Raw genomic sequence first — 14578 nt, 5'->3', positions numbered from 1 at the left:
GTCAGCCGGAGGCGGGGCAGTTGGTATCGGAGCTGGATTGTGGGGTGCAGATCCGAGCGCGTCCCGTAATGCTGATCTTGATGCGGCGGATCTGCCGCGGATCGGAGCCCGCGTCGCTGCGTGCGATGCTCAACGTGGTGTTGGCCAAGTCGCTGTTCAGAGGGCGGGAGAAGCCAGAGCCGTCGTACCGTACGTAGCTGGGGTTGGCGGCCGTGCTGTTGTTGCCCGTCAGCGTGATGTAGGACGGGGGGGCTTCTTGCTGCATGACCAAGATATCGGTGCTGTCGAATCGTCCGTTGTCGTTCGCGTCGACGAATACGGTCCACCCCTTGGACCAGTCGCTGTCGTTGTTGGCTGGCATCACCATGGCAAACATGTTCCGCTTCATGGCTTCGGTGCGCGCGGTGTTCAACGCAGCCAGGAAATTGTTGGAGATGCTCGTCAGTTCGGAATTGCGCTTGAAGCTCACGAAGTTGGGAGCGGCCATACCCAGCATGATGGCCATCAGTGCGATGGTCACCATGAGCTCGATGAGGGTGAACCCCTTTGCGGCGTTCAATCTGCCTTCGTGAGGGCGGGAGCGCAGCTTCATTTCCAGCAGACCGAGGTATTGCTGCCCGTGCAACTCTTCACGCCCGTGCTGGTGATGTTCAGCTCGGTGATGGCAGGATCGGTGTACTTGGGGACTCCGAAGACTTGGACACAGTTGTCGATGGTCTGCCCTGTGCAAGCCCGTGCGCCCAGCCAATAGGCGGCGACGTCGCGTCTGTCGCCTGAAAAGGTCTTGAACGGCGTAGAGGTGGCTCCCGCAGTCGCGACCGCCAGATACGTGTTGTTTTGCGTCATGTAGCGCTCCTGCTGCTGCAGTAGCTCCATCAGCGCGGTGCGCCCTTCGGCCCGCTTGGCCTTGCGCATGTACTCCTGGTATGAGGGGTACGCGATGGTGGCGAGAATCCCGACCACTGCGACCACGATCATGAGTTCGATGAGGGTGAAACCCCTCGATTGCTTTCCTGCTGCCATGCTCAGTCCCATGTCTTGTTTCGGAGTTCGCGGTAATTGTTAAGCTGTCGCCAGCTCAGCCGTCCAACATCCGTCGGGGGCGTTGTTATCGTGTCCGAGATGGTCACCCCCTCGTTGGCGGTCGCCCCTGGGCGCATGATCACGGCCCTGTCCGTTCTGGTGCGAGAGCCTACGGAGTCACTACCAGAGAGCGTTGATCCTGTGTTGAACACCATGGGAGCACCCTGGGCCCCGCTGGATAAGGCCACGGCTGTGCCCTGACCTGAGGCCAGATTGGCCTGGTAGGCGTAGCTGGAACCGCCGCCGCAGGCGTCAGTGGATGCACTGGGAGGCAACAGGCTGGTGAACAGGATGTCCTGCCCGAACAGGGTCGCGGAGGTGATCTGGCGCTCGCCACCCGAGCTTCCGCCGAGGGGGAAATCGATGAACCAACCCGCTTTCTTGTCGGTGTCATTGGTGTTGCGCGGCACGTTCCAGTAGAAACTGGGGACGGAGATCACACCGGAAGTGATACTGCCCTGCTGAAGTCGCGCTCTGCCGTTGAAGCGGGCCAGGCTGCCAGTGTCTGGCTGCACATCCACGGTGTACGAGCTTCCGCTGTCGTAGAGAACGTAGAACGACTGCGTCTGCGTGCTGCTGTCTATGTTGTTGTCACGTGCCTCCAGATACTTGCCCGTGCCGAAAGCCACGATGTAGCTGCCCGATGAGGGGCCGAAGGCTATGGTCGGCACCATCGTGATGGGCTGGACCTTGCCCGCGCTGTCTTTCGCGATGTACATGGGGATGGGTGCACTGCTGCTGTTGACGTACCCCGAGACCTTGGCCAGGTTCCAGGAGGTATTCGTCGAACTGGAGAAGTTCGCCTTGCTCATGTCGAGCTTCCAGAACTGTCCGTGAAGATCGCCGAGATAGAAGAATTCCACGGCATCAACCGAATTTGCAGTGAAGTTGACGTTCAGCAAGCCGGTGGCCTTGCCCACTCCGGTGCCCTGGCCCGACGTGTTGACCTCCTGCGTTCCCGTCGTCAAATCATTGCTGATGGGGAGGCTGATCTTGAAATAGTTGGTGCCCAGCGACCAGGCATCGCGCGACGGCTTTGACAGATCCAGCAGGAACAGTGCGGGGCTGCCTGTGGTGCTGAACCGGTCACTTCCGTCGTTCACGTAGTTGTTGACGCCACTGGCCACGGCCGCGAACCATTTATAGGTCGGCGTGGTCGCGGTAGGAGCGCTGGTCCGCAGCTTCACGATGCGGGGCTGTCCTATGACATTGCCCAGGTCTGGGTCGTTCTGGTCCGTGAACTCCCACAGTACCTTGTTGGCAGCGAAGCTGCCGGGATTGGACACGTCCAGGGCGAACACGCCCTGTCCACCGCCCCCCGTGCCGGAGACCAGCACGGTCTTCCAGTCTGAACCTACCTGGGCCTCCGCCACCACGGGCTGGGCGTCCACGTAGCTGGTGTGGCCCGACGAGTTGTAGTTGCTATTGGACAGCTGGGACAGCTTGGTGCCCAGCCAACTGGGGATATAGGCAAACAGCTCCTCCATCGTGTCCGCATTGAAGGCGTGGAGCATGCCGTCGTTGGCGCCGATGAAAACCGCCTTGGTCCGGTTCACATTGGCGTTGTAGAAGGTCTTGTAAGCGCTGATGCCGTTGTAGCGGGTGGTGGGTGCGCCGGAATAGGCGGCGCCGGAATTCACAATGTCTCCCAGTCGTGAAGCTCGCTGGCGATAGGAAACCCCCTCCCGGGCGCGGTATCCGCGAATGAAATTCAGGCGGTTCGTGCCGTCGTTGTCCGCTGTTGCCGTGGGATTCGCTTTATTGAGGTTGCTGCGAAGCGTATCGTTGATGGCAGCCCAGGTGAAGGCCGCGGCTGTGCCGCCCGTGCTGCTGGAGCCCTCCAGCCCCACGATGATGTTGCGGTTGTCGGTTTGCGCGTCCGTCAGCTGATCGAGTCGCGCCGCGGCAGAAACAGCGTTCTGGATATTTCCCAGCTGGACGGCGCCACTGGCGCTGATCCGTATGGTGTTGCGCTTCAGATCGCCCGACCAGTATTCCGGATTGAAACTGGCGGTGTAGTAGAACCCATCGCTGGTGGACAATGTGTTGGTCGAGGCGGCCGGCGCAGAGATGGTGCTGCTGACCTTGGCTGCGGAAGCGAAGATGCCATCCAGGGCGCGCAATACCGCTGTGGCATCGCTGGCCAGGAAGTAGGTCTTGGCTTCCCCTGGTTCGGTGTCCTTTTCCCAGTAGCGGCTGTTGAACGCACCTTGCTCATTCGCAGGCGTGAAGGGGTTGCCGTCGTTGTCAGGATCGCTGAATCCGCCATACTTGGCTGTCAGAAACAACTGCGTGCGGCGGCGGGTATTGGCGTCGCTGCTGGCTCCACCTTCGTTGACATCCAGCACATAGGTGGTGACGCGCATACCGGGGCGCCGCCGGTCCTCTGCGGTGCGGATGTCGTGGGTGTGCGCCCAGTAGGCTGCGCCCGCCATGTAGTAGGCGGAGGTGCCGCCCGCGCCCGTGTCCTGGTTTTCCATGCCCCAAAGGGCCGTATTCGTCGTGCTGGTCGGATTGCTGGTGGTCCGAGAGGCGCCGCGACCATCCGTATAGGTGACGCTGTTGTTGGACTCAAATCCACCCACGACACGTGTCCAATCCACGAAGTTCGGAACATCGGCAGCCACGTTCACGTCGCTGCTGCGGTCGTAGTCTTCATTGGCTGTGCGCGTATTGCCCGGAAGCGACTTGTCCGAGTGGGTGTTCTTGTCGCCGATGGTCAGAATGCTGTTGCGCAGGCAGGCGTAGCTCTTCGTGCTGGAGCTACCTGCAAACGGGTCCGTCCAGCTGCTGTACACCGGATAGCCATCCTTGTTGGCGGTTGTCAGGTTGATCACGGCTCCTGCCGTCGGTTGCAGCCCCTGCAGGTAGCGCAGGCTCTCGTAATAGAGCTCACTGATCGGATCCAGACCCTTGTAAGTGCCTGGGGTTCCCGTGCGACCAAACCGGTTGAGGTAATTGATCACCCCGCTGATTCCCTCGCTAGCATTGCGTGGGTTCTGGTTGAAAACCCCTGTATTCGCATCCCATTCTGCATAGGGGTTCGTTCCGCTCACCAGGTTGCCGTTGGCGTCATATGACGTGGTGCCCACGTATGTCATAGGCGCACGCAGCACGCCACCGTACCTCGATCGGCTGTTGTCCATCAGGTAGCCGAAGGCGGCCAGGCGCAGCCGGTCGCTGTAGCGCTGCATGTTGCCCACGGGCTTGAAATTGCCGTTCGGGTATCGTTGGCACATATCCCGTGTGTCCTGCAGGTTCCCCCCGCTGGAGTTGCAAACTTTGGCACGGGCATAGAAGAACGAATCACCCGCCAACGCATTCTGATCTGCAGGAAAAGTCAGTGTGGTCGTTTTGATGTAGCACCTCTTCCCCTCGTTGGGGGCAGGATCACCCAGCACGCGGTAATCGCAATTGACGCCGCTCTTGACCAGACGTCGCTGCCACTTGGTGGTCGTTCCGAACACCATTTCGCGGTAGCCGGTGAAGCTGCAAGTGCCGTTCTCGCCTGCGCAGTCGCTGTAGCCGCTCGGGCGGTTCGTGCCATTGCGTTGTTCGAGAATCGGGCCCATCAGAATGTCAGGGTTGTCGCATGCATCGCTTCCGCTGTATTGGGGCACGATGCCGTTGGTAAAGATGTGGACCTTGTTCAGGCAATTGCTGATCCGAACGCCCGTGGTGTCGTTCGCAGCGAAAAGGCTGCTCGGCAAGGACTGCTTCGCGATATCGTTCGCTACATTTTTCTGCGGGAAATAGGAGCCGTTGTCGTAGAAGTTGCTGGGAATCACTGCGCGTTGCAGGATGCTGCTGGTGGCCGTGTCTTCAATGCGGTCTCCGCCCGTCAGCCCCAAGCGCAAGATGTCGATGGCGGAACCGGTGGCCCAATTCATGAAATTGCCGCTGAAACCTGCTCCGTTGCAGCTATTGCCAGTGGCGGCGCCCGATATGGCGAAGTGCTTGGTGGTGACGTTATTCACGTACTGATAGCACATGGCCGGGTTGAAATAGCCCGGGTAGGTGGTGGAAATATCGTAGTTCTGGCGATATTGCGCACCTACGGTCGGAAACTCCACCGACAAAGCCAGGGTAAGGGTCGGCTTTTGGCCGGAGCCCTGGGCGTAGAGTGGGTCTGCGCTGAGTTGTACGGGTGTGATATTGGGCGGTGTGGCCGGGGCACTTTGGCTCAGCGAGTACAGCCCGTAGGTGAGAACGGAAGGTGCAAGGATGGCGATGAGCCAGCGGGCGGCCCGGGAGTGCGGCAGGAACTTCATGGTCGGTCCGGGTTCGGTCATTCTTTGCGAAAGAGCATTTGCGTGACGGCCTGGATGTCGGCGCGCGGACCAAAGCCCATGGCCGTGACGCGATAGACGAATTTTTTTTCTGCCTGTCCACTGGCGTCTCCAAACGCATTTTTGTCAGGCAGAACCTCGATGATGTAACGGGGCTGCTTAGCCGGCTGCAGTCCGGAAGCTCCTGCGGTGAAGGCGCGGTTCGTGAACGTTCCGTAGAGTGTGGCTGCAGGGGTGTCGGCGGCCAGGTCCGTGCTCAGCCACAGAGGTTTGCCGGTCACGGTGGATGGATCGCACAGTCCAACGCTGTTGCCGCTCTCGCTGGCGCCGCAGCTGCCCGTGACGAAGGCCGAGGAGTCGTTCTTCGTGAAGACGCCCATGCGGCTCGACGTTCCGGGACCGCGTATGTCGAACTCTGCATCCATCAGTCCTGCCTCAGCCCCTTGCCATGCAATTTGCAGATCACGTTCATTGCGTGAGCCCCGTTCGCTCATCATCGAGAGCTGAGCGGCGCTGATGCCCAGGAGCGAAATGATGACCAGCAAGATCAGCACCACGATAAGGGATACCCCGCGCTGTTGCCGGGCATGCCCGAAGCAGGGCGAGCGCAGGCGATCAGCGGGACGCGGGAAACGAGGGGGGCGGTGACGCATCACAGGAGCTTCTGCCGGTTGCGAAGGTGGATGGTGAATGTGACCGTATGGCGAAGCCTGCCATCGGACCGCTCTGCGAAAGTGCTGCCGGCGTCTGCGGTCAAGTTCATTAGGTCCTTGGCGCCTAAGGGGTACTGCGCGGGGACGTTTCTTTCGGGTGCCGATCCCGGCGGGCCCCTGAGCACCATGCCGATGCGGATGGACCGTACATTTTCCCAGTTGGCGTTGGTCGCTGCTTCGGTGCTCGCGACCAGCTGATCGGCCCGCATGTAGCGCTCCGGGACTCCTTCCTTCGATGTCGTGGGAATAGCACCAGTGGTCATGCCGTACAGGATTTGCAGGCTCTCTACCCCCTCCACGATAGGCTGCTGGCCGACGATTCCGTCGGTTGTGCCCCAGCCGCACATCAAGGAAGGCTCCCCCATGCTGTTGTCAACATAGAAAACGCTCACGATACGGTCCGTAGGTTTGATCGGTGCATCCGAGGGCCTGTTGCCTCTGCAGTCGATCATGGATTGGTCGCTCATTTGCGAGCCATCAGCTTTCGTGATGGTGCCTACCTGATAGCGGATCACCAGCAGATCGCTGTTGTTCAAGCCTTGCTTGCTTGAACTGACCGTGTTGGTGGTTCCCGTGACCAAGGCTGCGTCGAAGGTCGCGTTGTTGAATCCCTTGATGTTGGGTTCTGCGAGTGACGCGGATGCATCCCCCATCTTGAAGGATGGGGCTGCCGTGTTGGCTCCGTATTGGGTGTCCAGGTAGCCTGCCTGAACCACCAGCCTGCGAATCATGGTGGTGGCGAAGCGGGCGTTGTCCCGTAACTGCGCTGATGCATCCACGGTGGCAAAGCCTTGCCGCGATACTGTCAGTGCTGCTATCGCTGCCAAGGTAATCAGGAGGCCGAGCGCAAGCGCGACCATGAGTTCGACCAGCGTCAGTCCGTGCTGCCGTGAGGCTTTGGGGCAATGGAGCTGGGCCATCACGACGTGCTCCCTGGCGTGACGGTGAAGGTGACCGCAGGCCGCAACGCTTTGTCGAACGCGCCGGTGTTGGCCGACGAGGTATCGCTGGCGTCCGTGCCCGTCGCGCCGCGCAAAGTGTTGGCCCGGGTCCACCCCATCTTCAGCACCAGCGTGCCGCCGGTTCCGCTGCACGCCCATTGCGGCAGCCCGGACGCGTCGTAAGGAGTGCTGTCCTGGCAGATTACCACCCGCGCACCGGGTAGCTCCGGGCGGGTGAGCCAGGCACCAGAGGAATTCTTCGTGCCCGTGACCGTGCGGATCAGCCACTCGTAGACATCGCGCTGGCCGACCAAATCGCCGGTGGTGCAATCGGAGGAGTCCCCGGGTAGCCCGCAGGTGACCGCGGTTATTGAGGAACTGCTGTTCACGTCGAAAAGATATGGATTGTTCGTGGTTTTCAGTGCGGTGTCCTTGTTGCCGCGCATCAGCTCTGCCATTTCCTCGGCCAGCCGGACGGCTGTGGATTGGAGCCGAGCCTCTCGATTGGCCTGCAGCGAGGCGGCCTGTAGGCCGACCATACCGAGGACGCCGAAGCACAGTACGACGATTGAGATCAGTATCTCGATGAGGGAAAAGCCTCTTTGTGACTGCAGGGTAGGCATGGAGGGGGGCGGAGTTTCTGTCTTATGGTAAGTGCATCGGGCTGTAACCACACTGCCGTCCATCCTGCCTTTGGAACCACTCAGAAGCTTGTAAGCTCTCGCCATGCCGATATACCGCTCCGCGTTGCTGAGATTTACGCCCGATGGTCGCGCGCTGTACGACGAAGACGCATTGCTGGCGGTTCACCAAGGCCCTCGCGGGGTGTCCTGCGTAAAGGCGGCTGGGCCCTGGCACGCGTTGGCACCTCAGTTTGGCCTCGAGGCCGAAGCTTGCACCCACTGGCCCGGCCGCATCATCGCCCCCGGTTTCATCGACATGCACATCCACTTCCCGCAGACCGACGTCATCGGATCGCCGGCGGACGGATTGCTGCCCTGGCTGGAGAACTACACCTTCCCGCACGAGTCGCGCTTCGCTGATCCGTCCTACGCGACGGAGGTTGCAGAGGTCTTCCTGGACGAGTTGCTTCGCAATGGCGTGACCACCGCGCTGACCTTCGCTACCTCGCACCCCGCCTCCGTCGATGCCCTCATGGCCGGGGCGCAGCGGCGCGGAATGCGGCTCATCGCCGGCAAGGTGTTGCAGGATCAGCATTCGCCCGACGGTGTGCGCGACGAGACGCGGCAATCACTGAGGGATACCGAGGCGCTCATCCAGCGCTGGCATGGGCAAGGCCGGCTGGGCTACGCCATCACGCCGCGTTTCGTGCCCACCTGCAGTGAGGCGCAACTGCGCGGTGCGGGGGGGCTGGCGGCGCAGTATCCCGATGTGTGGATCCAGTCGCACGTAGCCGAGAACCTGGACGAGGTGCGCTGGGTGCGCGAGCTGTTCCCGGCGGCGCGCAGCTATCTGTCGGTCTATGACGATTTTGGGCTGATGCGCCAGCGTGCCGTCTATGCCCATTGCATCCACTTCGACGATGAAGACAGGGCCTTGATGCGCGATACAGGTACGGCTGCGGCCGTGAGCCCCACCAGCAACCTGTTTCTGGGCAGCGGCTTCTTCGATTACGAGGGCGCGGCCCGCATCGGTTTCGAGCATGGCCTGGCCAGCGACGTGGGCGGCGGCACGAGCTTCAGCCCGTTCCATACCATGCTGGCGGCCTATTACGTGGGGCGTGAGGGCCAGACCAAGCCCGGCGTGAGCCTGAGCCCTCAGCAGCTGTGGTGGCGCCACACCGGCGGGGCCGCACGGGCACTGGGGCTGGAGGGCGTGGTCGGCACGCTGCAGCCCGGCACCGAAGCCGACTTCGTCGTGCTGAACCCGCAGGCCACGCCCTTGCTGGCACGCAAGACCTCGCAGGCTGCCAGCCTGAAAGAGCTGCTGTTTGCGCTGATCGTGCTGGGCGACGACCGGGTCATCGAGCGCACGGTCATTGCCTGATTGTCCCCGCAGCGTAGGTGAATCAAGGGCCTGATGCTATTTTTGTAATAGCATCTTGAGGGTATGGGCGGTGGGGGCCGGCGCAAGCCCCCACCCTAGAATAGGCTGCAGGAGTAAAGCAATGACCATTAAAAGCGACAAGTGGATCCGCCGCATGGCGGAGCAGCACGGGATGATCGAGCCCTTCGAGCCCGGCCAGATCCGTGAGCGCGAGGGCCGCAAGATCATCAGCTACGGCACCAGCAGCTACGGCTACGACATCCGCTGCGCGCCGGAATTCAAGGTGTTCACGAATATCCACAGCACGGTGGTGGACCCCAAGCATTTCGACGAAAAGAGCTTCGTCGATTTCCATGGCGACAGCTGCATCATTCCGCCCAACAGCTTCGCGCTGGCGCGCACGGTGGAGTACTTCCGCATTCCGCGCAACGTGCTGACCATCTGCCTGGGCAAGAGCACCTATGCGCGCTGCGGCATCATCGTGAACGTCACGCCGTTCGAGCCTGAGTGGGAGGGCTATGTGACGCTCGAATTCAGCAACACCACGCCGCTGCCTGCGCGCATCTATGCGGGCGAAGGCTGCGCCCAGGTGCTGTTCTTCGAAAGCGACGAAGTCTGCGAGGTCAGCTACAAGGACCGTGGCGGCAAGTACCAGGGCCAGGTCGGCGTCACGTTGCCCAAGGCCTAAAGGGCCTGAAGGCCTCCGGCGTCCTACATCGCGACGGGGTCCCGCCGGATCAGCTGCGACCAGCATGCGGCATAACATGACGCGTCCAAGGGTTGCACACACCATCTGAAAGCAGCCCGTTTCCAGATTTTTTCGAGGTCGTCGCCATGCTCGCCCCCCTGGAGTCTCCTCCTCGGTCTGATTCGTCTTATGCCTTGCAGGCGCAGGCAGCCAGCGTTGCCGATGCGGGATGGGGCCATGCCCGATGTACGCGAGCCTACTGGCCGGCTCACGCCTTGAATGAGTTCCTTCTTCGCATGGCTTCTCACGGCCGGTGTGTCAGCGCCGCCATGATGCTGGGTGACTGCAGCTATGCGGCGCTGCAGCTTGAGCGGGCGAAGGCAATTCCTGGGGATATGGCGCTGCAGGCGCTGGTCTCGCAGTTGTCTTCGTATTTCACACCGATGCCATTGCTGAATGCCGGCGGGGACCCGCAACGGGATGCGGCGGGGCGATCTGCAGGAGTGGGCTGCGTGGCGTCTGCGCCCTCATCCTACGAACGCATGGGATCGGGGCCGCAAGATCGTGTAACAAGCGGCGTCTAGCATTCTCCTCGTCACAACACAGCTCACGAGGAGCCTTTCATGCCGACGATCGACACGTCCTCCGAATCCATCGAGCAGTCTCAGGCTCCCTCCACAGCCCGCAAATGGGTCATGGCGATCGGGGGCATCATCATCGCGGTACAACTCGCCGTGCTGGGTTCGGTGCTGAATGGTCAGGTGGAGCAGGCCGGCGCACGTCAGGCGGCTCTGGCCTCCGCCAAGTCCCCGTCCATCCAGGTGACTTCAACGTCCGACTTGCGTCCTGGCAATCTCGCGCAATAAGGCGCCGCTGGTTCAGTGTCAGGGCGTCAAGTGGTATGGGATGGCCGTTGCGCCGGCGGGCTTAATATCCGCACCATCAGCGAATGAACGGAGCGACGGCATGCGGTGGGAAGGCAATCGGGAATCGGACAACGTGGAAGACCGGCGCGACGGGGGCGGCGGCGGTGGCTCGCCCGTTTTCGGAGGACGCACCATCGGCATCGGCACCATCGTGGTGGCGCTCCTGGGCGGGTGGGTCTTGGGCATCAACCCGATCACGCTTCTGAATTTGCTGAGCGGCGGTTCGCCCGCTCAGGTGCAGCCGCAACAGCCGCAGGCGCCGGCCCACAAGCCTCCGGCAGACGACACCATGGCGCGCTTTGTCTCCACCGTGCTTGCGGACACGGAGGACGTCTGGGGCGACATCTTCCGCAAGGGCGGTGGCGCCTACGAGCAGCCGCGGCTCGTGCTGTTCCGGGGCCGCACTCCCACGGCCTGCGGCCAGGGGCAAGCGGCCATGGGGCCGTTTTACTGCCCGGCGGACCACAAGGTCTATATCGACCTGGCCTTCTATCAAACCCTGAAGAACCAGTTGGGTGCCCCGGGCGACTTCGCCCAGGCCTACGTCATCGCCCATGAGGTGGGGCACCATGTGCAGAACCTGCTGGGTATCAGCGAGAAGGTGGACCAGATGCGCGGGCGCGTCAGCCAGGTCGAATACAACCACCTGTCGGTGCGCCTCGAACTGCAGGCGGACTGCTTCGCTGGCGTTTGGGCGCACCATGCGCAGAACGCCCGCCAGATCCTGGAGCAGGGCGATGTCGAAGAGGCGATGAATGCCGCCGCCAAGATTGGCGACGACGCACTGCAGCGCGCCAGCGGCGGAGCCGTGGTGCCCGACAGCTTTACCCACGGGACCAGCGCCCAGCGCCAGCGTTGGTTCCAGGCCGGCCTGCAGACCGGCGCCGTCAAGAGCTGCGACACCTTCTCGACGCGCACCCTGTAGTGGGATCAGCGCTCGCATCGCATCAAGGTGGGGTATGCCCATCATCCTGTAGTCCTTGTGGGTCAACAGGTAGATGCTCTTGATTTGATAGCTGATGGCGCAGGACGTCAACCCCTTTGCATCGTCCTCGCCACAGCTTGACACTGCCTTTTGCAGTAAAAAACTGCCGTGTCACGCCCTGGTGCGACAATAGAAGGCTCAAATGACAAGTTCCTTTTCCAATCTATCGCTGGCCGAGCCTCTGGCGCGCGCCGTGGCCGAGATGGGCTATGAGTCCATGACGCCCATCCAGGCCCAGGCCATTCCCGTCGTGCTGACCGGCCAGGACGTGATGGGCGCAGCCCAGACCGGCACGGGCAAGACGGCGGCGTTCTCGCTGCCCCTGCTGCAGCGCCTGCTCAAGCACGAAAACAGTTCCACCTCGCCCGCGCGCCATCCGGTGCGTGCCCTGGTGCTGCTGCCTACGCGTGAACTGGCCGATCAGGTCGCCCAGCAGATCGCGCTCTACGCCAAGCACACCAAGCTGCGCAGCACGGTGGTTTTCGGCGGCATGGACATGAAGCCGCAGACGCTCGAACTGAAGAAGGGCGTCGAGGTGCTGGTGGCCACGCCGGGCCGGTTGCTCGATCACATCGAAGCCAAGAACGCGGTGCTCAACCAGGTCGAATACGTAGTGCTCGACGAGGCTGACCGCATGCTCGACATCGGCTTCCTGCCCGACCTGCAGCGCATCCTGTCGTACCTGCCCAAGCAACGCACCACGCTGCTCTTCTCCGCCACGTTCTCGCCCGAGATCAAGCGGCTGGCGGGCAGCTACCTGCAGAACCCGGTGACCATCGAGGTCGCCCGCCCGAACGAAACGGCTTCCACTGTCGAACAGCGTTTCTATTCCGCGTCCGATGACGACAAGCGCCGTGCGATTCACAAGGTGCTCAAGGACCGAGGTGTCCGGCAGGCGTTCATCTTCGTCAACAGCAAGCTGGGTTGTGCGCGGCTTGCCCGTTCGCTGGAGCGCGAGGGCCTCAAAACGGCCGCGCTACACGGCGACAAGAGCCAGGACGAGCGTCTGAAGGCCCTGGATGCCTTCAAGAAGGGCGAAGTCGATCTGCTGGTGTGCACCGACGTGGCCGCTCGCGGCCTGGACATCAAAGACGTGCCAGCGGTGTTCAACTTCGACGTGCCGTTCAACGCCGAGGACTACGTTCACCGCATCGGCCGCACGGGCCGCGCCGGCGCTTCCGGCCTGGCTGTGACGCTGGTGTCCAGCAGCGATGCCCGACTCGTGGGTGACATCGAAAAGCTCATCAAGAAGAAGATCGATCTCGAGCCGATCGAATTCGAGGCCGAGCGCCCGAACGGTCGTTTCAACGACGGCCGCCGCGCCTGGCGCGAAGAGGAAGAGGGCCGCAGCAGCGCCCATGGCGGCCGGGAGCGGCGCGAAGCCCGCACCTACCGCCAGAGCGCGCCTCCACGCGATCCCTTCTTCGACCAGCCCTACCAGGCACCTGCCTCGCCTGCCGAAGGCACTCCCGGCTGGGAAGCCTCCGCCAAGGCGCAGCCCTCGCGCAGCGGCATTTCGGCCAACATCAAGCACAAGCGCAAGGTCGCGGCCCTCTTCAAGGCGCCCCAGCCCGAGACTTCCGAGCATTCCTGAATGGCTTGGGCTGGGTGGGAGCGGGGCGGGTCGCCCGGCGCCTGAAAAGGCGCCGGGCCCGCGCTGCTCACCGTAGGGCTCTCTTCAGCCCGGCACCTGGGCCTGCTCGCAGCCCACTTCCAGATGTTCGCGGTCGGCCAGCGTGGCGCCGAACCGCACCGCGCTCAGGCAGCCGCCCCAGATGCAGCCCGTATCGAGCCCCAGCAATTGCGGGCGGTCCATCCAGCCCAGGGTGGACCAGTGGCCGAATGCGATCAGCGTACCGGCGGTGCGCCGTCCCGGCGCGTCGAACCAGGGCTGCAGCCCCTCCGGCGCCTGCGCGGCGGACTCCGTGCTCTCGAAATCCATGACGCCCTCGGGTGTGCAAAAGCGCAGGCGGGTCAAGGCGTTCACGATTACGCGCAGCCGGTCCTTGCCCTGCAGCGCATCGCTCCAGCGATCGGGCGCGTTGCCGTACATGGAATGCAGAAAGTCCGGCAGGTCGGGGCCGCGCAGCACGGATTCCACTTCGCCTGCGAGCGCCAGCACGTCATCGGCCGTCCAGCAGGGCAGCACGCCCGCGTGGACCATGAGCAGATCCTCGCCCGCATGGTGCAGCCTCCGCGCCAGGGGTTGCTGGCGCAGCCACTGGAGCAGGGCTACGCGGTCCGGCGCCTGGAGCACGGTGTCGAGCGTGTCCTTGCGTGAGGGCTTGCGTGCGCCGTGCGCGGCGGCTAGCAGATGCAGGTCGTGATTGCCCAGCAGGACTCGGATGCTGTCGCCCGCCTGCATGCAGCGCCGCAGCACATCGGCCGATGCCGGGCCTCGATTGACCAGGTCGCCCACCAGATAGGCCGTGTCGCGGCTGGGGGAGAAATCGACATGGGCCAGCAGCCGGCCCAGGGCGGCGTCGCAGCCCTGGATGTCGCCAATACAGTAAATTGCCATCGCTGGTTTCTTGGGTCAGGTTGCAGTGTTGCCCGTGATTGTGCGCGCTCCACCACTCGCCGGCGTCTATGGCGCGCGTCATCGCGGCGGCCTGGGAGAGCAGAGCAAAGCCCCAGGCGGATTTCGCGGGCCCACCGCAAGCGCCCCCAGCGATCGTTCGCGAGGATGTGTGGTGCCTCTTTGCACCCCACCTGACCCTGCTGGCCGTGCGAACGCCCTGACGCGGGCGCGGTCCGCTAGAAGGCCCCAGGGCCCAAGGTCGTGACGGCAAGCACGGCGGTCCACGACGGCGATATCGAGCTGCGGATCGTGAAGCGGACCGAGAGGAGGAAAGGCTGTGTTTTGCGGCTTTGGCGCCGAGCGGAGAGGGTATGGTTCGCGGGTACGGCAAGATTCCACCATCTTTGCGGGATTACCGGCGATTG

12 protein-coding genes are annotated in these 14578 nt (G+C 62.8%); 5 read left to right on the top strand and 7 right to left on the bottom strand.

Going from position 1 to position 14578, the window contains the following annotated elements; genetic code table 11:
- Position 1 precedes the first annotated feature (1 nt).
- The 6 genes from AC3A84_RS09650 to pilV are packed head-to-tail and all read right to left on the bottom strand — an operon-like array spanning position 2 to position 7649.
- The gene (locus tag AC3A84_RS09650) at positions 2-592 is read right to left on the bottom strand and encodes a GspH/FimT family pseudopilin (RefSeq protein ID WP_487969442.1); all 591 of its coding nucleotides are present in this window, start codon (positions 590-592) and stop codon (positions 2-4) included.
- Entirely contained in the window at positions 589-1035 is a 447-nt protein-coding gene (locus AC3A84_RS09645; protein WP_487969441.1) for a type IV pilin protein, read from the bottom strand. The genes AC3A84_RS09650 and AC3A84_RS09645 overlap by 4 nt, the downstream gene beginning before the upstream one ends.
- Positions 1026-5354 (bottom strand): pilus assembly protein, encoded by a 4329-nt coding sequence (locus AC3A84_RS09640; RefSeq protein ID WP_487969440.1) that lies wholly within the window; start codon positions 5352-5354, stop codon positions 1026-1028. The genes AC3A84_RS09645 and AC3A84_RS09640 overlap by 10 nt, the downstream gene beginning before the upstream one ends.
- A 17-nt stretch (positions 5355-5371) precedes the next feature.
- Complete coding sequence (locus AC3A84_RS09635; protein ID WP_487969438.1) at positions 5372-6025, bottom strand: pilus assembly PilX family protein; 654 nt, start codon at positions 6023-6025, stop codon at positions 5372-5374.
- On the bottom strand, positions 6025-7005 hold the full coding sequence (locus tag AC3A84_RS09630) for a PilW family protein (protein ID WP_487969696.1): 981 nt from the start codon (positions 7003-7005) through the stop codon (positions 6025-6027). The genes AC3A84_RS09635 and AC3A84_RS09630 overlap by 1 nt, the downstream gene beginning before the upstream one ends.
- Positions 7005-7649, bottom strand: a complete 645-nt coding sequence (gene pilV / locus AC3A84_RS09625; protein ID WP_487969436.1) for a type IV pilus modification protein PilV — start codon at positions 7647-7649, stop codon at positions 7005-7007. The genes AC3A84_RS09630 and pilV overlap by 1 nt, the downstream gene beginning before the upstream one ends.
- Before the next feature lie 103 nt (positions 7650-7752).
- Here pilV and guaD point away from each other — a divergent pair, with 103 nt between their 5' ends.
- The 5 genes from guaD (at position 7753) to AC3A84_RS09600 (ending at position 13226) form a co-directional block, all read left to right on the top strand.
- The gene (guaD, locus tag AC3A84_RS09620; protein ID WP_487969434.1) at positions 7753-9033 is read left to right on the top strand and encodes a guanine deaminase; all 1281 of its coding nucleotides are present in this window, start codon (positions 7753-7755) and stop codon (positions 9031-9033) included.
- Positions 9034-9154: 121 nt separating this feature from the next.
- Complete coding sequence (dcd, locus tag AC3A84_RS09615; RefSeq protein ID WP_487969432.1) at positions 9155-9721, top strand: dCTP deaminase; 567 nt, start codon at positions 9155-9157, stop codon at positions 9719-9721.
- A gap of 623 nt (positions 9722-10344) precedes the next feature.
- A complete protein-coding gene (locus AC3A84_RS09610) occupies positions 10345-10587 on the top strand; it encodes a hypothetical protein (protein WP_487969430.1) in 243 nt (80 codons plus the stop codon).
- Between the two features lie 100 nt (positions 10588-10687).
- On the top strand, positions 10688-11572 hold the full coding sequence (gene ypfJ, locus AC3A84_RS09605; protein ID WP_487969428.1) for a KPN_02809 family neutral zinc metallopeptidase: 885 nt from the start codon (positions 10688-10690) through the stop codon (positions 11570-11572).
- 202 nt (positions 11573-11774) lie between these two features.
- A complete protein-coding gene (locus tag AC3A84_RS09600; protein ID WP_487969426.1) occupies positions 11775-13226 on the top strand; it encodes a DEAD/DEAH box helicase in 1452 nt (483 codons plus the stop codon).
- A gap of 84 nt (positions 13227-13310) precedes the next feature.
- Here AC3A84_RS09600 and AC3A84_RS09595 read toward each other — a convergent pair whose 3' ends face one another.
- The gene (locus AC3A84_RS09595; protein ID WP_487969424.1) at positions 13311-14153 is read right to left on the bottom strand and encodes a symmetrical bis(5'-nucleosyl)-tetraphosphatase; all 843 of its coding nucleotides are present in this window, start codon (positions 14151-14153) and stop codon (positions 13311-13313) included.
- Positions 14154-14578 lie beyond the last annotated feature (425 nt).

This window comes from Paracidovorax sp. (assembly GCF_057642795.1).
Note: the sequence above shows the minus strand (reverse complement) of the source record. Positions and strands in the feature narration are given on the sequence as shown.